The 20309-nt window shown below is 71.4% G+C and carries 19 protein-coding genes; 3 read left to right on the forward strand and 16 right to left on the reverse strand.

Annotated elements, in window-relative coordinates; all coding sequences use genetic code 11:
- Positions 1–92 precede the first annotated feature (92 nt).
- From OHT52_RS05135 to OHT52_RS05175, 9 genes are all read right to left on the reverse strand, one after another.
- Complete coding sequence (locus OHT52_RS05135) at positions 93–785, reverse strand: response regulator (RefSeq protein ID WP_328718940.1); 693 nt, start codon at positions 783–785, stop codon at positions 93–95.
- Between the two features lie 106 nt (positions 786–891).
- Positions 892–3435 carry a sensor histidine kinase KdpD gene (locus tag OHT52_RS05140; protein WP_328718941.1) on the reverse strand — a complete coding sequence of 848 codons (2544 nt, stop codon included), beginning with the start codon at positions 3433–3435 and terminating at the stop codon, positions 892–894.
- Positions 3436–3656: 221 nt separating this feature from the next.
- Positions 3657–4325: a potassium-transporting ATPase subunit C gene (locus tag OHT52_RS05145; protein WP_328718942.1), complete on the reverse strand. Its 669-nt coding sequence runs from the start codon at positions 4323–4325 to the stop codon at positions 3657–3659.
- Positions 4326–4330: 5 nt separating this feature from the next.
- Positions 4331–6460: a potassium-transporting ATPase subunit KdpB gene (gene kdpB / locus OHT52_RS05150; RefSeq protein WP_443046499.1), complete on the reverse strand. Its 2130-nt coding sequence runs from the start codon at positions 6458–6460 to the stop codon at positions 4331–4333.
- Positions 6457–8121 (reverse strand): potassium-transporting ATPase subunit KdpA, encoded by a 1665-nt coding sequence (gene kdpA / locus OHT52_RS05155; RefSeq protein ID WP_328718943.1) that lies wholly within the window; start codon positions 8119–8121, stop codon positions 6457–6459. The genes kdpB and kdpA overlap by 4 nt, the downstream gene beginning before the upstream one ends.
- Positions 8122–8127: 6 nt before the next feature.
- Positions 8128–8217, reverse strand: coding sequence for a K(+)-transporting ATPase subunit F (gene kdpF / locus OHT52_RS05160; RefSeq protein WP_078075662.1), 90 nt, complete (start codon positions 8215–8217; stop codon positions 8128–8130).
- A gap of 383 nt (positions 8218–8600) precedes the next feature.
- Positions 8601–9371, reverse strand: coding sequence for a DUF3710 domain-containing protein (locus tag OHT52_RS05165; protein WP_328718944.1), 771 nt, complete (start codon positions 9369–9371; stop codon positions 8601–8603).
- 1 nt (position 9372) lies between these two features.
- The gene (dut, locus tag OHT52_RS05170) at positions 9373–9903 is read right to left on the reverse strand and encodes a dUTP diphosphatase (protein ID WP_328718945.1); all 531 of its coding nucleotides are present in this window, start codon (positions 9901–9903) and stop codon (positions 9373–9375) included.
- Positions 9900–10484: a PaaI family thioesterase gene (locus tag OHT52_RS05175; RefSeq protein ID WP_328718946.1), complete on the reverse strand. Its 585-nt coding sequence runs from the start codon at positions 10482–10484 to the stop codon at positions 9900–9902. The genes dut and OHT52_RS05175 overlap by 4 nt, the downstream gene beginning before the upstream one ends.
- Before the next feature lie 58 nt (positions 10485–10542).
- Between OHT52_RS05175 and OHT52_RS05180 the strand changes: the two genes are divergently transcribed.
- Positions 10543–11010: a DUF3093 domain-containing protein gene (locus tag OHT52_RS05180; protein ID WP_328718947.1), complete on the forward strand. Its 468-nt coding sequence runs from the start codon at positions 10543–10545 to the stop codon at positions 11008–11010.
- Between the two features lie 56 nt (positions 11011–11066).
- Here OHT52_RS05180 and OHT52_RS05185 read toward each other — a convergent pair whose 3' ends face one another.
- From OHT52_RS05185 to OHT52_RS05200, 4 genes are all read right to left on the reverse strand, one after another.
- Positions 11067–12035 carry a hypothetical protein gene (locus tag OHT52_RS05185; RefSeq protein ID WP_328718948.1) on the reverse strand — a complete coding sequence of 323 codons (969 nt, stop codon included), beginning with the start codon at positions 12033–12035 and terminating at the stop codon, positions 11067–11069.
- A 12-nt stretch (positions 12036–12047) separates the two neighbouring features.
- Positions 12048–12344, reverse strand: coding sequence for a DUF4193 domain-containing protein (locus OHT52_RS05190; protein ID WP_003965732.1), 297 nt, complete (start codon positions 12342–12344; stop codon positions 12048–12050).
- 406 nt (positions 12345–12750) lie between these two features.
- Positions 12751–13992, reverse strand: a complete 1242-nt coding sequence (locus OHT52_RS05195) for a sensor histidine kinase (RefSeq protein WP_328718949.1) — start codon at positions 13990–13992, stop codon at positions 12751–12753.
- Between the two features lie 5 nt (positions 13993–13997).
- Positions 13998–14651: a response regulator transcription factor gene (locus OHT52_RS05200; protein WP_275491683.1), complete on the reverse strand. Its 654-nt coding sequence runs from the start codon at positions 14649–14651 to the stop codon at positions 13998–14000.
- Between the two features lie 382 nt (positions 14652–15033).
- Between OHT52_RS05200 and OHT52_RS05205 the strand changes: the two genes are divergently transcribed.
- Positions 15034–15219 carry a hypothetical protein gene (locus tag OHT52_RS05205; RefSeq protein ID WP_328718950.1) on the forward strand — a complete coding sequence of 62 codons (186 nt, stop codon included), beginning with the start codon at positions 15034–15036 and terminating at the stop codon, positions 15217–15219.
- Between the two features lie 178 nt (positions 15220–15397).
- Here OHT52_RS05205 and OHT52_RS05210 read toward each other — a convergent pair whose 3' ends face one another.
- Together OHT52_RS05210 and OHT52_RS05215 are read right to left on the reverse strand one after the other, a co-directional pair.
- A complete protein-coding gene (locus tag OHT52_RS05210) occupies positions 15398–16198 on the reverse strand; it encodes an inositol monophosphatase family protein (RefSeq protein ID WP_328718951.1) in 801 nt (266 codons plus the stop codon).
- Positions 16199–16354: 156 nt separating this feature from the next.
- Positions 16355–17482: a ferrochelatase gene (locus tag OHT52_RS05215; protein WP_328718952.1), complete on the reverse strand. Its 1128-nt coding sequence runs from the start codon at positions 17480–17482 to the stop codon at positions 16355–16357.
- A gap of 289 nt (positions 17483–17771) precedes the next feature.
- On the opposite strand from OHT52_RS05215, the gene OHT52_RS05220 reads away from it, so the two are divergent.
- Positions 17772–19091, forward strand: a complete 1320-nt coding sequence (locus tag OHT52_RS05220) for a D-arabinono-1,4-lactone oxidase (RefSeq protein WP_328718953.1) — start codon at positions 17772–17774, stop codon at positions 19089–19091.
- Between the two features lie 101 nt (positions 19092–19192).
- Here the strand turns inward: OHT52_RS05220 and OHT52_RS05225 are convergent, their stop codons facing one another.
- Complete coding sequence (locus OHT52_RS05225) at positions 19193–20263, reverse strand: hypothetical protein (protein WP_443046500.1); 1071 nt, start codon at positions 20261–20263, stop codon at positions 19193–19195.
- Positions 20264–20309: the final 46 nt, after the last annotated feature.

Consider the following 20309-nt stretch of genomic DNA (forward strand, 5'->3'; position numbering starts at 1 on the left):
CTCGCGAGCCGGTCGCGGGGTCCGGAAAACTCACCCGGACGAGTGCATGGCCATGCCCCGCGCGCAGCGACGCGCGACGGACCCGCGACGGCTCAGCCGCGCTCGAACCGGTAGCCCATTCCCGGCTCGGTGACGAAATGCCGGGGGTGCGAGGGGTCGGCCTCCAGCTTGCGGCGGAGCTGGGCCATGTAGACCCGGAGGTAGTTGGTCTCCGTGCCGTAGGAGGGGCCCCAGACCTCCTGGAGGAGCTGCTTCTGGCTGACCAGCCGGCCGCTGTTGCGGACCAGGACCTCCAGCAGGTGCCACTCGGTGGGGGTGAGGCGGACGTCACGGCCCTCACGGTGGACCTTCTTGGCCGCCAGGTCGACGGTGAACCCCTCGGTCTCGACGATCACCACGTCATCGGCGGCGTCCGGGCCGACCGGCTCCGCCCGGCGGACCGAAGCCCGCAGCCGGGCGAGCAGCTCGTCCATGCCGAAGGGCTTGGTCACGTAGTCGTCGGCGCCCGCGTCGAGCGCCTCCACCTTCTCGTCGGAGGTGTGCCGGGCGGAGAGGACCAGGATCGGCACCCGGGTCCAGCCCCGGAGTCCCCTGATGACCTCGACGCCGTCCATGTCGGGCAGCCCGAGGTCCAGCACCACCACGTCGGGGTGGCGGGCGGCGGCGAGCTGGAGGGCCGTGGCCCCGTCGGGCGCGGCGTCGACCTCGTACTTCCGTGCCTTCAGGTTGATCACGAGGGCGCGTACGATCTGCGGCTCGTCGTCGACCACAAGCACCCGGGTCATCGCGGTCCTGCCTTTCTGCTGCTGTACGGAGAAGAGATTCTGCTGCACCCGGATGTCGGGGGTGTGACGGCCTCGGGCGTGCTGTTCGCCCCCCGCCGTCACGGCGTCACGAGGTGACCTGCGGGGACAGGTCGGGGCTGGCGGGTACGTGGTCGGCCGCCGTCTTGAGCGTGAGCACCATGGTCATGCCGCCGCCGGGGGTGTCCTCCGCGTCGAGGGTGCCGCCCATCGATTCGGCGAACCCCCGGGCGACGGCCAGGCCGAGGCCGACCCCGGCACCGCGCGGGGCGTCGCCGTACCGCTGGAACGGCTCGAAGATCCGCCGCTTGCCCTCGTCGGGGACGCCGGGACCCCGGTCGGATACCCGGAGCTCGACGCGGTCGCCCAGCGTGCTGGCGGCCACGGTGACGGGCGTGCCGTCCGGACTGTACTTGACGGCGTTCTCCACGACGTTGGCCACGGTCCGCTCCAGCAGACCGGGGTCGACGGCGACCATCGGCAGGGTCTCCGGGATGTCGAGCTCGACGCTGCCTTCGGGTACGCCTCCGAGCGCCATCGGGACGACCTCGTCGAGGTCGATCTCACGGATCAGCGGGGTGACGGTCCCGGTCTGGAGGCGCGACATGTCGAGCAGGTTGCCGACCAGGTGGTCCAGGCGGTCGGCGCCGTTCTCTATGCCTTCGAGGAGTTCGGCCTCGTCGTCCTCGGACCAGGCGACGTCGTCGGAGCGCAGCGAGCTGACGGCCGCCTTGATGGCGGCGAGCGGGGTGCGCAGGTCGTGGCTGACGGCGGCCAGCAGGGCGGTCCTGATGCGGTTGCCCTCGGCGAGCCTGCGGGCCTTCTCGGCCTCGCCGACCAGGCGCTGGCGGTCCAGTACGACGGCCGCCTGCGCGGCGAACGCGCCGAGCACCCGGCGGTCCTCGGCGGGCAGCACCCGGCCGGAGAGCGCGAGCGCCATGTGGTCGCCGACCGGCATGTCCACGTCGGCGTCGTCGGGCCGGGTCACCGGGCTGGGCCCGACCGATCCCGCGCAGGTCCACGGTTCGACGTCGTTCTGCCGTTCCAGCAGGGCGACGGACTCCATGGCGAAGGTCTCGCGGACCCGTTCCAGCAGGGCGTCCAGGGTGGTCTCGCCGCGCAGCACGCTGCCGGCCAGGAAGGAGAGGATCTCCGACTCCGCGCGCAGTCGTGCGGCCTGGTGGGTACGTCTCGCCGCGAGGTCGACCACGGAGGCGACCGACACCGCCACCGCGAAGAAGATCACGATGGCGACGATGTTCTCCGGGTCCTGCACGGTCAGGGTGTGGGTCGGTGGGGTGAACCAGTAGTTCAGCAGCAGGGACCCGGCGGCGGCGGACGCGAGTGCCGGCAGCAGGCCGCCGAGCAGGGCGGCGGCCACCGTCAGGAAGAGGAAGAGCAGGACGTCGTTGGCGAGCCCGGGGCCGTCCTCCATGCTGCGCAGGAGTACGGAGAGGAGGGCGGGACCGCCGACGCCGACCAGCCAGCCCCAGATGATCCGGGCGCGCCCGAGCCGGGCGCCCCGGGCGATGGGCAGTCCTCTGCCCTTGGCGACCTCGTCGTGGGTGACGATGTGGACGTCGAGGTCGGTCCCGGACTCGCGGGCGACGGTGGCGCCCACGCCGGGGCCGTAGATGTACTGCCAGGTCTTGCGGCGGCTGGAGCCGAGGACGATCTGGGTGGCGTTGACCCCGCGCGCGAAGGCGAGGAGGGCGGCCGGGATGTCGTCGCCGATGACGTGGTGGAAGGTCCCGCCCAGGTCCTCTACGAGGGTCCGCTGGACGGTGAGCTCCTTGGGCGAGGCCGAGGTGAGGCCGTCGCTGCGGGCTATGTAGACGGCGAGGATCTCGCTGCCGGAGCCCTTCGCGGCCATCCGGGAGGCGCGGCGGATGAGGGTGCGGCCCTCGGGCCCGCCGGTGAGGCCCACGACGATGCGCTCGCGGGCCTGCCAGGTGGAGCTGATGTTGTGCTCGCCCCGGTACTGCTGGAGGTACTCGTCCACCCGGTCGGCGACCCAGAGCAGGGCCAGCTCGCGCAGGGCGGTGAGGTTGCCGGGGCGGAAGTAGTTGGAGAGGGCCGCGTCGAGCTTGTCGGGCTTGTAGATGTTGCCGTGGGCCATGCGGCGGCGCAGCGCCTGGGGCGACATGTCGACCAGTTCGATCTGGTCGGCGCGGCGGACGACCTCATCGGGGACGGTCTCGCGCTGCCGGACGCCGGTTATCGACTCGACCACGTCGCCGAGCGACTCCAGGTGCTGGATGTTGACGGTCGAGACGACGTCGATGCCGGCCTGGAGGAGTTCCTCGACGTCCTGCCAGCGTTTGGCGTTGCGGGCGCCGGGGACGTTGGTGTGGGCGAGCTCGTCCACGAGGGCGACCTGGGGGGCCCGCTCCAGTACGGCGTCCACGTCCATCTCGGTGAAGACCGCCGAGCGGTACTCGATCTCGCGCCGCCGGATCTGTTCGAGGCCGTGCAGCATCACCTCGGTACGGGGCCGGTCGTGGTGCTCGACGAAGGCGACGACGCAGTCGGTGCCCCGTTCGATGCGCCGGTGGGCCTCCGAGAGCATGGCGTAGGTCTTGCCGACGCCGGGTGCCGCCCCCAGGTAGATACGAAGCTTGCCGCGTGCCATGGCCCCATTGTCTTCTCTTGCGCGGGCTGCGGCCCGTGCGGCAGCCACTGACGACGCTACTCCCGGAGATCCGGGCATTTCGGATGGCGGTCGGACCGGGTGTCCGTATTGACGGAACCCTGATGCGGGACGCCGCGTGTCCCGTCCGGCCCGGGGAGGAGGGCCGGGCGGGACACGCGGCGGTTCCGGGGGCTCCGCCGTGCCCCGGAGCGCTGACCGTGTCAGCCCGCGTCGACCAGTTCCTTCAGCGCGACGTTCAGCCGGAGGACGTTGACGCGGGGTTCACCGATGAATCCGATGATGCGTCCGCTGGTGTTGTCGTCGACGAGCTTGCTCACCCGGTCCACCGGGAGGTGGTTCTTCTCGGCGACCCGGCGGATCTGGATCTCCGCGTACTCCGGGGAGATGTCGGGGTCGAGGCCGGAGCCGGAGGAGGTGACGGCGTCGGCCGGCACGTCCTCGGGGTCGACCGGGTGGCCGGGCACGGAGTTGTCCTCGACCACGGCCGCCTTGGCGGCGGTGACCCAGTCGATCAGGTCCTTGTTGTCGCCGGAGCGGTTGGTCGCCCCGGAGAGGATGAGCTTGTACTGGGTGTTGACGCTGTTGCTGCCGAGACCGTTGGTGGGGCGGGGCTGGAACCACTTGAGGTCCGGGTCCGCCGTGTCCTGGCCGTCCTTGAGCGGCAGGTCGTAGCGCTGGCCGATCAGCTCGGAGCCGACGACCTTGCCGTCGCTGCTGACCTCGGAGCCGTTGGCCTTGTGGGAGAAGAGCGCCTGGGCGACACCGGTGACCGCGAGCGGGTAGATGACGCCGCAGACCAGGGTGAGGACGAGCAGGGCCCTCAGACCGGCCAGCAGCAGCCGGGTCGTGTTTCCTACGGAGGTGTTCATGCCGATCAGCCGATTCCGGGGATGAGGGAGATGATCAGGTCGATGATCTTGATGCCGATGAACGGGGCGACCAGGCCGCCGAGACCGTAGATCCCGAGGTTGCGCCGGAGCATGCTGTCCGCGCCGGCCGGCCGGTAGCGGACGCCCTTGAGAGCGAGCGGTACGAGCGCGACGATGATCAGCGCGTTGAAGACGACGGCGGACAGGATCGCGGACTGCGGGGAGTCGAGCCGCATGATGTTGAGCTTGTCCAGGCCCGGGTAGACCACCGCGAACATCGCCGGGATGATCGCGAAGTACTTCGCGACGTCGTTGGCGATCGAGAACGTGGTGAGCGCGCCACGGGTGATCAGGAGCTGCTTGCCGATCGCGACGATCTCGATCAGCTTGGTGGGGTTGGAGTCCAGGTCCACCATGTTCCCGGCCTCCTTGGCGGCCGAGGTGCCCGTGTTCATCGCCACGCCGACGTCGGCCTGGGCCAGGGCGGGGGCGTCGTTCGTACCGTCGCCGGTCATCGCGACGAGCTTGCCGCCCGCCTGCTCCCGCTTGATGAGGGCCATCTTGTCCTCGGGCGTCGCCTCGGCGAGGAAGTCGTCGACCCCCGCCTCCTCGGCGATGGCCTTGGCGGTCAGCGGGTTGTCGCCGGTGATCATCACCGTGCGGATGCCCATCCGGCGCAGCTCGTCGAACCGCTCCCGCATCCCCTCCTTGACGACGTCCTTGAGGTGGACGACACCCAGGACCCGGGCGCCGTCGGCGTCGTCGACCGCCACGAGGAGCGGGGTGCCGCCGGCCTCGGAGATCCGGTCCGTCAGCGTCTGGGCGTCGTCCGCGACGGTGCCGCCGCGCTCCTTCACCCAGGCCACCACCGAGCCGGTCGCGCCCTTGCGGACGCAGCGGCCGTCCACGTCCACGCCCGACATGCGGGTCTGGGCGGTGAACTCGACCCATACGGCGTGCGCCAGCTCACCGCGGTGGCGCTCGCGCAGCCCGTACTTCCCCTTGGCGAGGACCACGATCGAGCGGCCCTCGGGGGTCTCGTCGGCGAGCGAGGAGAGCTGGGCGGCGTCCGCGAGTTCCGCCTCCGTCGTGCCCCTGACCGGGAGGAACTCGGCGGCCTGGCGGTTGCCGAGCGTGATGGTGCCGGTCTTGTCGAGCAGCAGCGTGGACACGTCACCGGCCGCCTCGACGGCCCGGCCGGACATGGCCAGCACGTTGCGCTGCACCAGCCGGTCCATGCCGGCGATACCGATCGCCGAGAGCAGCGCCCCGATCGTCGTCGGGATCAGGCAGACCAGCAACGCGGCCAGCACGATCATCGACTGCTTGCTGCCCGCGTAGACCGCGAACGGCTGGAGGGTCACCACGGCGAGCATGAAGACGATCGTGAGCGACGCCAGCAGGATGTTCAGCGCGATCTCGTTCGGCGTCTTCTGCCGCGCCGCGCCCTCGACCAGGCTGATCATCCGGTCGATGAAGGTCTCGCCCGGCTTGGTGGTGATCTTGATGACGACGCGGTCGGACAGGACCTTCGTGCCACCGGTGACGGCACTGCGGTCACCGCCGGACTCACGGATCACCGGGGCGGACTCGCCCGTGATCGCGGACTCGTCCACCGACGCCACACCCTCCACGACGTCACCGTCGCCGGGGATGACGTCCCCGGCCTCGCAGACGACCAGGTCGCCGATGCGCAGTTCGGTGCCGGGGACGCTCTCCTCGCGCGAGCCGTTCAGCCGGCGGGCGACCGTGTCGGTCTTGGCCTTGCGCAGCGTGTCGGCCTGCGCCTTGCCCCGGCCCTCGGCCACCGCCTCGGCGAGGTTGGCGAAGATCGTCGTCAGCCACAGCCAGAGGGCGATGGCCCAGCCGAACCAGTCGGTGGGGTCGGTGGCCGCGAGCACGGTCGTGAAGACCGAGCCGACCAGCACCACGAACATGACCGGGGACTTGACCATCACCCGGGGGTCGAGCTTGCGGACCGCCTCCGGGAAGGAGGTGAGCAGCTGCTTCGGGTCGAAGAATCCTCCGCCGACGCGGGCGGCGGCCGGCTTCGGGTCGGCCGGTCCGTCCCCGTGCGGTGCGGGCGGCTGGGCGAGGGTGGACATGGTGTCCTCTTGCGGGGTTCGTGTGGTCATGACGCCAGCCCCTCGGCGAGCGGGCCCAGAGCGAGGGCGGGGAAGTAGGTCAGACCGGTGACGATCATGATGGCGCCGACCAGCAGCCCGCTGAAGAGCGGCTTGTGGGTGCTGAGGGTGCCGGTGGTCTCCGGTACGGGCTTCTGCTCGGCCAGCGAGCCGGCCAGGGCCAGCACGAAGACCATCGGGACGAACCGTCCGAGGAGCATCGCGAGCCCGATGGTGGTGTTGAACCACTGGGTGTCGGCGTTGAGCCCCGCGAAGGCGGAGCCGTTGTTGTTCGCGCCGGAGGTGTAGGCGTACAGGATCTCGGAGAAACCGTGCGCGCCCGTGTTCGTCATGGAGTCGCCCGGGGTGGGCAGCGCCATCGCCACGGCCGTGAAGCCGAGCACCAGGGCGGGGACGACCAGGATGTAGCAGGCCGCGAGCTTGATCTCGCGGGTACCGATCTTCTTGCCCAGGTACTCCGGCGTGCGCCCGACCATCAGGCCGGCCAGGAAGACCGCGATGATCGCCATGATCAGCATGCCGTAGAGGCCGGAGCCGACCCCACCGGGCGCGATCTCGCCGAGCTGCATGCCCAGCATGGTGATGCCGCCGCCGAAGCCGGTGTAGGAGGAGTGGAACGAGTCGACCGCACCGGTGGAGGTGAGCGTGGTGGTGACGGCGAAGATCGAGGACCCGGCGACGCCGAATCGATTCTCCTTGCCCTCCATCGCTCCGCCCGCGATGTCGAACGCGGGGCCGTGGTGGGCGAACTCGGTCCACATCATCAGGGCGATGAAGCCGACCCAGATGGCGGCCATCGTGCCGAGGATCGCGTAGCCCTGCTTGAGCGAGCCGACCATGCGGCCGAAGGTGCGGGTCAGCGCGAAGGGGATGACGAGGATCAGGAAGGCTTCGAAGAGGTTGGTGAAGCCGTCGGGGTTCTCGAAGGGGTGGGCGGAGTTGGCGTTGAAGTAACCGCCGCCGTTCGTGCCCAGCTCCTTGATGACCTCCTGCGAGGCGACCGCACCGCCGTTCCACTGCTGTGAGCCGCCCATGAACTGGCCGACCTCGTGGATGCCGGAGAAGTTCTGGATCGCGCCGCAGGCGACCAGGATCAGAGCGCCGAGCACCGAGATGGGGAGCAGGATGCGGACCGTGCCGCGCACCAGGTCGGCCCAGAAGTTGCCGAGCTCACCGGTGCGGGACCGGGCGAAGCCGCGTACGAGAGCCACCGCGACGGCCATGCCGACGGCGGCGGAGACGAAGTTCTGCACCGCGAGGCCGCCGGTCTGCACGACGTGGCCCATGGCCTGCTCGCCGTAGTACGACTGCCAGTTGGTGTTGGCGACGAAGGACGCCGCCGTGTTGAACGCCTGGTCCGGGTCGATCGCGACGAAGCCGAGGGAGCCGGGCAGACTGCCCTGCAGCCGCTGGAGGAGGTACAGGAAGAGCAGGCTCACCGCGGAGAACGCGAGGACGCCGCGCAGATAGGCGGGCCAGCGCATCTGGGTGCCGGGGTCGGCGCCGATGGCCCGGTACATCCACTTCTCGACGCGCACATGCTTGTCGGAGGAGTAGACGCGTGCCATGTGGTCGCCGAGGGGACGGTGGGCCAGGCCCAGCGCGACGATCAGCGCGAGCACTTGGAGCACACCGGCGAAGAGGGGACTCATGTCGGGCTAGAACCTCTCCGGGTACAGAAGGGCGAGGACGAGGTAGCCCAGCAGGGCGACGGCCACGACGAGGCCGACGATGTTCTCGGCAGTCACAGCTTCGCCACCCCCCTGGCGATGAGGGCCACCAGCGCGAAGACCGCGATCGTGGTGACGACGAAGGCCACGTCGGCCATCGTGTGCTCCTAGTTGAGGTTCGGTTTCTCGGACCCCCTGAGCAAACCTCCGGCCAGAGCCTTTCCGGCCGCCGTTGATGTCTTCCATACGTGCGCGGGCACTCCCTTGACGGCGCCCATACGGCGCCGATACGCGCCCCTGACGGCTGCCGGACGCGGCGCGGGAGACACGAGTAAGCGCACGGGGAGAGGCACCAGCGGACGCGGGCCGCGCGGCACGCGGAAAGGCCGGTGGGCCGCACCCCGGGTGAGGGGGTGCGGCCCACCGGCCTTGAGCGAACCGCGGTCCGTACGGACCGCGCCCTAGCGGATCTCGCTGATCTCCGGTCCGCGCTGGAGCTGGCCCATGCCGCCGGAGAACTTGGAGCTCTCCTGGTCCTCCTGCTGGACACCCTCGGGCACCATCTGGGCGTCGTTGGGGAGCTTGAGGACGATCGGGTCACGGGGGGCCATCGGGCCCTCGCCGCGGACGACCACGGTGTCCCGGAAGATCTGCTCCAGGAGTCCGGCGGCCTGCGGCTGCACGGCACCCTGGCCCGAGATCACTCCGCGCAGGAACCACCGGGGTCCGTCGACGCCGACGAAGCGCACCAGCTGTACACCGTTCTTCCCGTCGGGAAGCTGTACGGGGACCTGGGCGCGCAGCTCCCAGCCGAGCGGGCCCTCGACCTCGTCGATGATCCCGCCCTGCTTGGTGATGCCCGAGGCGATCTCCTCGCGGACCTCGCCCCAGATGCCCTCCTTCTTGGGGGCGGCGAAGGCCTGCAACTGGATCGCGCTGTCGCGCAGCACCACGGTGGCGGCGACGATCGCGTCCCCGGCCACCTCCACCCGGAGTTCCATGCCCTCGACTCCGGGCACGAAGACGCCGCCCAGGTCGACCCGGCCCTCGCCGGGCCTGGAGACCTCGGAGACGTCCCAGGGTCCGTCCGGCCGAGGGGCCGGCGGAAGGTTCGTCCGACGCGCGCTCACCGCGTCGTCGGCGTCATCGAGCTCGTCGGCGACCTGCTCGGTCTCGCGCGCTTCGTCCACCGTGTCCTCGGCGGAACCACTCTTCTTGCGACGTCCGAACACGTCACTGTCCTTCCCGGTCGGATACGACCGAAGCGTAGTTGTTCCCACCCGGGGTGTTACCGCCCCCGACGCCGTCCACCGAGGCATGACCGCCGGTGGACCCGAATCCCCCCTCGGCCCGTGCCGAGCCGGGAAGTTCCGCGACCTCGTGGAAGCGCACCTTCTCGACCTGCTGGACGATCAATTGGGCAATCCGGTCGAAACGCTCGAACCGCACGGTCTCGCGCGGGTCGAGGTTGACGACGATCACCTTGATCTCTCCACGGTACCCGGCATCCACCGTCCCCGGGGCATTCACGAGGGCTACTCCGCAGCGGGCCGCGAGGCCGGAGCGGGGGTGCACGAAGGCCGCGTAGCCGTCCGGCAGGGCGATCGACACGCCGGTGGGCAGCACCGCCCGCTCCCCCGGGGCGAGCTCCGCCGCCTCGGTGGTCACCAGGTCGGCACCGGCGTCGCCGGGGTGGCCGTACGCGGGAACCGGGACCTGCGGGTCCAGGCGCCGGAGAAGGACGTCGACGGGAGGACGGGTCACGGGTTCACCTCGAAGGCTCGGGCACGCTTGATCTGGTCGGGGTCGGCCATCGCCGCGCGGATCTCGTCGGGGCGGCCGTTGTCGATGAAGTGGTCGACCTTCACCTCGACGAAGAGGGCGTCGGCCCGCACCGCGACAGGGCCCTCGGGGCCGCCGATCCGGCCGATGGCGGTGGAGTAGATCTTCCTGCCGTGCACGGCGACGACCCGCGCCCGAAGGTGCAGCACGGTCCCGACCGGGACGGGCGCCGAGAAGTCGGTCTCCAGCCGGCCGGTGACCGCGATGACCCGCAGCAGCCAGCTCAGCGAGCCGATCGTCTCGTCCAGCGCCGTGGCGAGCACGCCGCCGTGCGCCAGGCCGGGCGCACCCTGGTGTTCGGGACGCACGGTGAACTCGGCGGTCACGCTCACGCCCTCGCCGGCGCGGGCCGCGAGGTGCAGGCCGTGGGGCTGCTCGCCGCCGCAGCCGAAACAGTGTTCGTAGTGCGAGCCGAGAAGCTCACCGGGCGCGGGCGCCTCGGGGTGCCGCACGGGTGCCACCGCGTCGGCCGGGGGTGTCAGAGCTGCAGATGTTCCACTCACACGCGCAGACCTTACCCGCGAGCCCGACCGCGGGTCTCGCCGTGCCAAGCTTGTTCCCATGCAGCCTTCCGTACCGCCCTACGACGAACGCCTCACCGCACCCCGCACCTGGTGGCTCCTCGCCTTCGGGGTGGGAGTGGCCTGCGCGCTGATGCTCCTGCCGCTCGGCGGCCTGTTCCTGCTCGCGGGGCTGGTCGGCGGCACGGCGGCGACGGCGGTCGTGGTCAGTTCGTACGGCTCCGTCCGTATCCGGGTGGTCGCCGACTCCCTGGTCGCCGGGGACGCGCGGATTCCCCTCTCGGCTCTCGGGGACGCCGAGGCGCTGGACGCGGAGGAGGCGCGGGCCTGGCGTACGTACAAGGCCGACGCACGCGCCTTCATGCTGCTGCGCGGCTACATCCCGACGGCGGTGCGGGTGAAGGTGACCGACCCCGCGGACCCCACGCCCTACCTCTACCTCTCGACGCGCGAGCCGCAGGCGCTCATCGCCGCGCTCTCCACCGCGCCGGTGGCGTCCCAGGACTGAGCGTCCCCCGTGCCCGGCAGCCCGCGCGGGTCGGGCGAGCGGGCCGCGCGGCCCCCTCAGCGGCCCTCCGCCTCCGGGGGGAGGACGGTCGGTCCGGCGGGCTGCTCCAGTGCCGGAAGTCCGGTGAGCCGGTCCCAGGCGACCTGCTGTTTCCGCAGGTCCTTCCTGATGTGTCCGGCCAGCTTGCGGGTGTCGCGGCGGTTCATCGCCGCGCCCACGGCGGCGCCGATCATCAAGGGGATGAGGTTGGGCAGATCGCGCGCCATGCGCTTCATGATCTGCTGACGCAACTCGCGTTTCATCTGGCCGCCCAGGGCCGCGTTGAGCGTGACGGGGCGACTGACGTCTACGCCGCGCTCCTCCGTCCAGGACGCGAGGTAGGCGGTGGTGCGCTGGGTGAGGTTGCCCGGGGGGCGGTTGCCGTAGACCTCGTGGAGTTCGGCGACGAGCTTCAGCTCGATCGCGGCCACCCCGGTGATCTCCGCCGCCAGCTCGGCGAGCATGGCGGGAGGTACGGGCAGCATGGCCGCCGCCCCGATGCCCGCGCCCACGGCCGCGGTGGCCTTGCTCGCGCCCGCGACGAGGCGGTCCGCGATCTCCTCGGGACCGAGTCCCGGAAAGTGGCGGCGGAGCGTGGCGAGGTCGCGCACGGGAACACGGGGAGCCGTGTCGATGATCCGGTCGGCCAGATGTCCGGCGACCGCTCTGACGCTCTCCCCGCCCTTGTGCACGCCCCGTTTCACTGCGTTCAGCGGCCCGGTCGGGGCCGCTTCGGGTGCCGGAGTCCGCTGGTCACCGGGCTCCCCGGCCTGTTCGGCCCCGTCCGGCAGGCCGGCCGCCGGGGCCACTTCGAGCGAGGCCGGGTGGCCCCGCTCGTCGTCGGTCGTGCCGGAGGGGTCGTGCGGGGCCTTGTGACGCCCGTCAGGGGCTTGCGAGCCCACTGCCGGGCCCGTGTCGCCCTCATTCGCCTCCGGCCCTTCACTGCGCCGTGAGCGCCGCTTCCGGAACGGGTTGTCGCCTGTCACGGCGGGCCTGCCTCAGTCGCAGTCGCGGCAGATCGGCTGGCCGTTCTTCTCGCGAGCCAGCTGGCTGCGGTGGTGCACGAGGAAACAGCTCATGCAGGTGAACTCGTCGGCCTGCTTGGGCAGGACGCGAACGGCGAGTTCTTCGTTGGACAGGTCCGCGCCGGGCAGCTCAAGGCCCTCCGCGGCGTCGAACTCGTCGACGTCGACGGCGGACGCGGTCTTGTCGCTCCGCCGTGCCTTCAGCTCTTCCAGGCTGTCCTGATCGACGTCGTCGTCGGTCTTGCGTGGGGTGTCGTAATCCGTTGCCATGTCGCTCTCCCCCTCTTGGGTTTCTGCGGGTGTCTCAGCGCACGTAACGCGTGAGAGGCCGGACTTGTGCCCGACCTGAGGCGGAGATTTTGCCTCACATCAAGGTCTGTTACTCAATCGACACCCGAACCGGCCGCCGCTGAGCGGCCGTCTTGGGTGGCGAAGGGGACCGTACACGGTCCGGATGCCCTGCTCCACGGGTGCCACCCCGTGTACTTCCCGTGATACCACCCCTCGAAAACCCGGGCGTTTCCCGGCTTTACGCCCGAAGGAGGCTCACGGAGAGTAGACGCGTCCACTGTGACCCCTGTGATGGATCACACAGGGACAAACCGGGGACGCAGTACGAAAATTCCGCTCAAAGCGAAAGCGATGGACCCTCCCCCCGCTCACGCCGTGAGGCTTTTCAGACGGGCAGAGTGACACGCATCACGAGACCGCCCCCCTCTCGGGGCTCCGCGATGATACGGCCTCCATGGGCCCGCGCCACGGATCTCGCGATCGACAGGCCGAGGCCGACTCCCTTGTCGCTCCCCGTCCGCTCCGTGCGGAGCCTCCGGAACGGCTCGAAGAGGTTGTCGATCTCGTACGCGGGAACCACCGGACCCGTGTTCGAGACCACCAGCAGCGCCTGTCCGGGCCCGAAGTGGGTGGTGACCTCCACCCAGCCCGACTCCGGGACGTTGTAGCGCACGGCGTTCTGCACGAGGTTCAGGGCGATCCTCTCCAGCAGGACGCCGTTGCCCTGGACCACGGCGGGCGCGCGCTCGCCGCGGATCTCCACGCCCTTCTGGGCGGCCTCCGCGCGCGCCTGGTCGAGGGCGCGCTCGGCGACCTCGGCCAGGTCGACCGGCTTCCGCTCGACGATCTGGTTCTCGCTCCTGGCGAGCAGCAGAAGGCCCTCCACCAGCTGCTCGCTGCGCTCGTTGGTGGCGAGCAGCGTCTTGCCCAGTTGCTGGAGCTCGGGCGGGGCCGCCGGGTCCGAGAGGTGCACCTCCAGCAGGGTGCGGTTGATCGCCAGCGGGGTCCGCAGCTCGTGCGAGGCGTTGCCGACGAACCGCTGCTGCGCGGTGAAGGCGCGCTCCAGGCGGTCCAGCATCTCGTCGAAGGTGTCGGAGAGCTCTTTGAGCTCGTCGTCCGGTCCGTCCAGCTCGATCCGGCGCGACAGATCCGTCCCGGCCACCCTGCGGGCGGTACGGGTGATCTTGCCGAGCGGCGACAGGACGCGGCCCGCCATCGCGTAGCCGAAGGCGAAGGCGATGATGCTGAGCCCCACCAGCGCCAGCAGGGCCCGGTTCAGGAGGCTGTCCAGCGCGTGCTGGCGCTGGGAGGCCGTGCAGGCCTTGATGGCGTCGTTGAGCTGGTCGTTGTTCTGCGAGGCCGCCAGCTGCGGGCACGTCGTACTGGAGATCCGGACGTTGGTGCCGGACACCTGGAAGGCAGGGCCTCCGGCATCGTGCAGGGCCTGCGCGGCCAGCATGTAGATGATCGCGAGCAGCAGGATGCCCGCGATCAGGAACATCCCGCCGTAGAGGAGCGTCAGCCGTATCCGGATGGTGGGACGCAGCCAGGGCGAGGTGAGGTCCTGCTGCTTGGGGTCCCAGGTGGGTTTCGGAGGCGCCGGCACCGGCGCCGAGGACGTGGCCATCTCGCTCAGATCCGGTAACCGGAACCGGGCACGGTGACGATGACCGGGGGCTCACCGAGTTTGCGGCGCAGCGTCATGACGGTCACCCGCACGACGTTGGTGAAGGGGTCGGTGTTCTCGTCCCACGCCTTCTCCAGCAGCTGCTCGGCCGAGACCACCGCACCCTCGCTGCGCATCAGGACCTCCAGCACGGCGAACTCCTTCGGCGCGAGCTGGATCTCCTGCTCGCCCCGGAAGACCTCGCGGCGGTTGGGGTCGAGCTTGATGCCGGCCCGCTCCAGGACGGGCGGCAGTGCCACCGTCGTACGCCGGCCCAGCGCGCGGACCCGGGCGGTCAGCTCGCTGAAGGCGAAGGGCTTGGGGAGGTAGTCGTCGGCTCCCAGCTCCAGTCCTTCGACCCGGTCGGACACGTCCCCGGACGCGGTGAGCATGAGCACCCGGGTGGGCATGCCCAGCTCGACGATCTTGCGGCAGACGTCGTCCCCGTGGACGAGCGGGAGGTCCCGGTCGAGCACCACGACGTCGTAGTCGTTGACCTCGACCCGTTCCAGGGCGGCCGCTCCGTCGTAGACCACGTCGACGGCCATCGCCTCGCGGCGGAGTCCGGTGGCCACCGCGTCGGCGAGCAGCTGCTCGTCCTCGACGACGAGTACGCGCACGGCACTGTCCCTTCTCTGATGCGGTTCCGGCGGACGTTCCGCACGTCCCGCGGGCAGCCCGACGGCCCCCTTCCCGGGGCACGTCGGACCGACTGTTCGCGACCATCCTGCCCGCAACACCCATAAACCGGCGGTAAGGCGGCCGGCGGCGGCCCGCGGGTCCGAAGGAGAACGAGGAAGGCGGCATATTCACGGGCGAGTTGAGGTTTCTCCCGCTCCCGGCCCGGGGAGGACGGATTTACACCCGCGATCACGCCACGTACGTGGCTCGCCACTGCCGTTCCTTTTCCCGGAGGAACCGCGTGACCGACGGCACTCGGGACCAGGCCCGAGACATCCCGGCACACCCCCGTGCCACCGACCCACGCCGAGGGGGCGCTTCATGGACGCTTTCACCGCAGGGCTGCTGTACCGCATCAGGACGACCGAGTCCGACCTCACCCGGGCACGCGAGACGGGTGACGACTTCCTGGCGGACGTCGAGCAGAGCGAGCTGGACGATCTGCTGCGCCTCGCCGCCGAACACGGCGTCGAGACCGGCGTCGGGACCGGAGTCACCACCGTCTGACCCGGACCCGACCCGCACACCGCACCCACCGCACGTGCGCCACCCGCACCACCGAGCCGCACCACCGAGCCGCGGCGACGCATCGCCCGCACCACACGGAACGCCCGCCGGGACTCCCGAGGAGTCGCGGCGGGCGTTCCGCACGTCCGGGATGTCGTGTGCCCGGGCCGGGGCCGCGTCAGTCGTGCCAGGCGCCCAGCTGCTCCAGGATCGCCTGGAGGGGCTCGAAGACGCCCGGCGAGGCGGCCACCGTCAGGTCCCCGTCGGCGGGCAGCCCCGGGCGTCCGCCGGTGAGCGCGCCGGCCTCGCGGGCGATGAGGTCGCCGGCCGCCAGGTCCCAGGGGTGGAGTCCGCGCTCGTAGTAGCCATCGAGCCGGCCGGCGGCCACGTCGCACAGGTCGATGGCGGCCGAGCCCCCGCGCCGGATGTCCCGGAGCCTCGGGATCAGCTGCTGGGCCACGTCGGCCTGGTGGGTGCGGACGGTGGCGACGTAGTTGAAGCCGGTCGACACGAGCGCCTGGTCCAGCGGCGGGGCGGGCCGGACGCGCAGAGCGGTGCCGTTCACGTACGCGCCGCCGCCCCGCACCGCGTGGAAGGTCTCGCCGCGCATCGGCGCCTCGACCACGCCCACGACCCGCTCCCCGTCGAGCTCCGCGGCGATCGAGACGGCCCAGGTCGGCAGGGAGTAGAGGTAGTTCACCGTCCCGTCCAGCGGGTCGATGACCCAGCGGACACCGCTGGTGCCCTCGCGGCTCGCGCCCTCCTCGCCGAGGAAGCCGTCCTGCGGGCGGTGCTCCGAGAGGTAGCCGGTGATCAGCTTCTCGGCGGCGATGTCCATCTCGGTGACGACGTCGATGGGGCTCGATTTGGTCGCTGCCACCCCCAGGTCGGCGGGACGGCCGTCGCGCAGCAGGGCTCCGGCGCGGGCGGCGGCGGTCCGGGCGAGTTCGAGGAGTTCGACGAGCAGGGGGTCGGTCACGGTGCTCCCAGGAAGTCGGGGTCGGGCAGGTCGGGGGTCGGGCAGGTCAGGGGCAGGACGGGGGCACCGGCGGCCGGGCGGCGCCGGTGCCCCGTACGCACGGTGCCGTGCAGTGCCGTGCTCGCGGTGCCGTGCTTGCCGTGCCGTGCCGTGCGGTCAGGAGAACGGGCTGTCGGCGCCCGCGGCGGCCGGCTTCGGTGTCCTGGCCGGACAGCAGCCGACCGGGCAGAGGTCGTGCGAGGGGCCGAGGGCGCCGAGCGCGCAACGGTCCACGCGGTACCCCTGCTCGGTGGCGGCGCGCTCCAGCACGAGGTCGCGGACGGCCGCGGCGAACCGCGGGTCCGCTCCGACGGTGGCCGACCGGCGGACGGGCAGCCCGAGCTCGGCGGCCTTGGCGGTGGCCTCCGTGTCGAGGTCGTAGAGGACCTCCATGTGGTCGGAGACGAACCCGATGGGGACCATCACGGCCGCCGGGACGCCGTCGCCGTGCAGGTTCTCCAGGTGGTCGCAGATGTCGGGTTCCAGCCACGGGATGTGCGGGGCGCCGCTGCGGGACTGGTAGACGAGCCGCCACGGGTACTCGACGCCGGTCTCCTCGCGTACCGCCTCGACGATCGTCCGGGCGACGTCGAGGTGCTCGGCGACGTAGGCGCCGCCGTCGCCGTGGGACTCCGTGGGACCGGAGGTGTCGGCCGCCGACACGGGGATCGAGTGCGTGCAGAAGGCCAGGTGGGCTCCCGCGCGCTCCTCGTCGGTGAGGCTCGCGAGCGAGGCGAGCACCCCGTCGGTCATGGGCGTCACGAAGCCCGGGTGGTTGAAGTAGTGGCGCAGCTTGTCCACGCGCGGCACCGTCAGGCCCTCGGCCCGCAGGGTCTCCAGCGCGTCCGCGAGGTTCTCGCGGTACTGCCGGCAGCCCGAGTAGGAGGCGTAGGCGCTGGTCGCGAGGGTCAGGATCCGGCGGTGCCCCGCTTCGGTCATCTCGCGCAGGGCGTCGGTCAGGTACGGGGCCCAGTTGCGGTTGCCCCAGTACACCGGGAGGTCCAGCCCGTGGCCCGCGAAGTCCGTGCGCAGGGCTTCCAGGAGGTCCCGGTTCTGGCCGTTGATCGGACTGATGCCGTCGAAGAGGTAGTAGTGCTTGCCGACCTCCTTCAGCCGCTCTTCGGGGATGCCCCGGCCGCGGGTGACGTTCCGGAGGAACGGAACCACGTCGTCCGGGCCTTCGGGACCACCGAAGGAGAGGAGCAGCAGGGCGTCGTAGGGGGCGGGGTCGCGCAGATCGGGCATGGCTCCGATCCTGCCACCCGGCGGCGGGAGCGTCGCCACCGACATCCGTCCCGCCCGCCGGGGCGGGTCGTACGGGCGGTATCGCGGCCGGGCGGGGATGCGGGCCGTGGCCGTGAGTATGATCCCCCTCCAACTGGCCGGGAGCCTGCCGTTCCTGGCCGTGGCGCTCTCCCGTGACGCGTCCGGTACCGGGCGCGGTACGCGGTGGTGGGAGCGCTCGCGGCCGTCGCGGTGTGCCCGGGGTATCGGCGGCTGGCGAGGCCGGCGCAGACGGGAAAGCGTGGGGAAGATGACCAGCACCGACGCAAGGACGGCGCGCGCGTGGCGCAACTGGGCGGGGAACGTCACCGCCCGGCCGGTACGGGAGGTCTCGCCCGCCTCCGTGGACGAACTCTCCGACGCGGTGCGCCGGGCCGCCGAGGACGGACTGCGGGTGAAGCCGGTCGGCACGGGTCACTCGTTCACGGCGGCGGCGGCCACCGACGGGGTACTCGTCCGCCCCGACCTGCTCACCGGCATCCGCGGCATCGACCGCGGGGCGATGACGGTCACCGTCGAGGCGGGCACCCCGCTCAAGCGGCTCAACGCCGCCCTCGCCCGTGAGGGACTCTCGCTCACCAACATGGGCGACATCATGGAGCAGACCGTCGCCGGGGCCACCTCCACCGGTACCCACGGCACCGGCCGCGACTCGGCGTCCATAGCCGCGCAGATCCGGGCCCTGGAACTCGTCACTGCGGACGGCACGGTGCTGCGCTGCTCCGAACAGGAGAACCCGGAGGTGTTCGCGGTCGCGCGGATCGGGCTCGGCGCGCTGGGCGTGATCACCGCGATCACCTTCGCGGTGGAGCCCGTCTTCCTGCTGACCGCCCGCGAGGAGCCGATGACCTTCGACGCGGTGACCGCCGGCTTCGACGAGTTGGTCACCGAGAACGAGCACTTCGAGTTCTACTGGTTCCCGCACACCGGCAACTGCAACACCAAGCGCAACAACCGCAGCGCGGGTCCCTCCGCCCCGCCGGGCCGGATCAGCGGCTGGATCGAGGACGAACTCCTCTCCAACGGGATCTTCCGGCTGGCCTGTTCGGTGGGCCGTGCCTTCCCCGCTGCGATCCCCTCGATCGCCCGGGTATCCAGCCGGGCCCTGTCGGCCCGTACCTACACGGACATCCCCTACAAGGTGTTCACCAGCCCGCGCCGGGTGCGCTTCGTGGAAATGGAGTACGCCCTTCCGCGCGAGGCCGCCGTGGCGGCGCTGCGGGAACTCAAAGCGATGGTGGACGCCTCGCCGCTGCGGATCAGTTTCCCGGTCGAGGTCCGTACCGCCCCCGCCGACGACATCGCCCTGTCCACCGCGTCCGGCCGCGAGAGCGCCTACATCGCCGTCCATCTCTACCGGGGCACTCCGCACCAGGCGTACTTCACGGCGGTCGAGCGGATCATGACGGCGCACGGCGGGCGTCCGCACTGGGGGAAGGTGCACACCCGGGACGCCGGGTATCTCGCGGAGGTTTACCCGCGGTTCGGTGAGTTCACGGCGGTACGCGACCGGCTGGACCCGGACCGGCTGTTCGGCAACGACTATCTGCGGCGGGTACTGGGCGACTGACCGGCCGGATTCCGGCAGCGGTGACGACAGCGGCCCCGGCCGCCACCCTCGTGGGGTGGCGGCCGGGGCCGTCGTCCTGCCGCTATCGGTGCGGACGCGGGTCACTCCCCGCCGGTGTCGCCGCTGGTGGCCGGGTCCGGTGTGACCGTGCCGCCGGTGTCGGACGTCTGCCCGGGCGCGGTGCTCGCGCCGTCACCGGCCGCCGGGGAGGTCGGCGTCGGCGAGGGGGCCGGGGTGGTGGCGCCACCGGTCGGCGTGGGGGCGGGGGTGGTGGCCGCGCCGCCGTCCTCGGTGGTCGCCGGGGCGGACGCGCCGCCCTCCCCCGTGCCGGTGCCCGGGGTGGCGTCGGTGCCCTCGGTGCCGGTGGGGGAATCGCCGCCGGTCGACGGCTCCGGCGCCGGGTCGGCCGTGCCCGGGTCGTTGCCCCGGACGACGGAGCCCACGGTCGTGCCGCTGCCGCCGCTGAGGTCGTTGCCGGAGACCAGCTCGAACCCGGTGATCCCGAGCATCGACACGACGAAGACCACGACGGCCGCCACGACGGGCTTGCGCCGGCTGCGGCGGGCGGAGCCGTGGGTGGTCGCCTCCGAGAACCCTTCGTCCGGTCCGTGCTCTGCCGGCGGCAGGCCGGGGCCGCTGATCCGCAGCAGCCGGGTGGCGTCGTCCTGCTCTCCGGCCGGGGCGGGGACCCCGCGCAGCAGCCTGGTCCGGTCCTGGTCCTGGCCGAGCGGACGCGTACGGGGGTCCGGATCGATCACCCGGGTGCCCACGACGCCTGCCCGCGCCGGTCCGGCCGGTTCACCGGTGAGATCCAGCAGTCGCGTACGGTCGCCGTCGGCGTCGGCACCTTCCGGGAAGTACGTGGCGCCGCGGCGTCCGCGGGTCGTCTCGCGGGTCCGCACGGCGACCTGACGGCCCCCCGGGTGGGTCACCTGCACGGTGACTTCGCGGATCTGCTCGCCCGTGCGGCGGAAGAAGTGCTGGAAGACGGAGCCTCCGCAGGTGGCGACGATGCTCATCACGCCGGCGCCCAGGATCGTTCCGTAGACCCCCAGTTGCGAGGCCGCCACCGCGGCCGCGACCGCGGCCACGGCGCTGCCGGCGACCTGCGGCACATTCAGATCTATGCGCCTTTCCTTCGGTTCCGTGTCGCTTTCCGGCTTCTGAACCATTACCAGCCCTTGCTTGACATCTCTCCCACCCTGCACCAGGAAGAGA

This window comes from Streptomyces sp. NBC_00247 (assembly GCF_036188265.1).
Classification (GTDB): Bacteria; Actinomycetota; Actinomycetes; order Streptomycetales; family Streptomycetaceae; genus Streptomyces.

Coding starts and splice junctions, on each gene's coding strand:
- OHT52_RS05135 (WP_328718940.1), bottom strand. CDS start 785: ATGACCCGGGTGCTTGTGGTCGACGACGAGCCGCAGATCGTACGCGCC.
- OHT52_RS05190 (WP_003965732.1), bottom strand. CDS start 12,344: ATGGCAACGGATTACGACACCCCACGCAAGACCGACGACGACGTCGAT.
- OHT52_RS05205 (WP_328718950.1), top strand. CDS start 15,034: ATGGACGCTTTCACCGCAGGGCTGCTGTACCGCATCAGGACGACCGAG.
- OHT52_RS05220 (WP_328718953.1), top strand. CDS start 17,772: ATGACCAGCACCGACGCAAGGACGGCGCGCGCGTGGCGCAACTGGGCG.
- OHT52_RS05180 (WP_328718947.1), top strand. CDS start 10,543: ATGCAGCCTTCCGTACCGCCCTACGACGAACGCCTCACCGCACCCCGC.
- OHT52_RS05145 (WP_328718942.1), bottom strand. CDS start 4,325: ATGAACACCTCCGTAGGAAACACGACCCGGCTGCTGCTGGCCGGTCTG.
- kdpB (WP_443046499.1), bottom strand. CDS start 6,460: ATGACCACACGAACCCCGCAAGAGGACACCATGTCCACCCTCGCCCAG.
- OHT52_RS05195 (WP_328718949.1), bottom strand. CDS start 13,992: ATGGCCACGTCCTCGGCGCCGGTGCCGGCGCCTCCGAAACCCACCTGG.
- OHT52_RS05215 (WP_328718952.1), bottom strand. CDS start 17,482: ATGCCCGATCTGCGCGACCCCGCCCCCTACGACGCCCTGCTGCTCCTC.
- kdpA (WP_328718943.1), bottom strand. CDS start 8,121: ATGAGTCCCCTCTTCGCCGGTGTGCTCCAAGTGCTCGCGCTGATCGTC.
- OHT52_RS05140 (WP_328718941.1), bottom strand. CDS start 3,435: ATGGCACGCGGCAAGCTTCGTATCTACCTGGGGGCGGCACCCGGCGTC.
- OHT52_RS05225 (WP_443046500.1), bottom strand. CDS start 20,263: ATGGTTCAGAAGCCGGAAAGCGACACGGAACCGAAGGAAAGGCGCATA.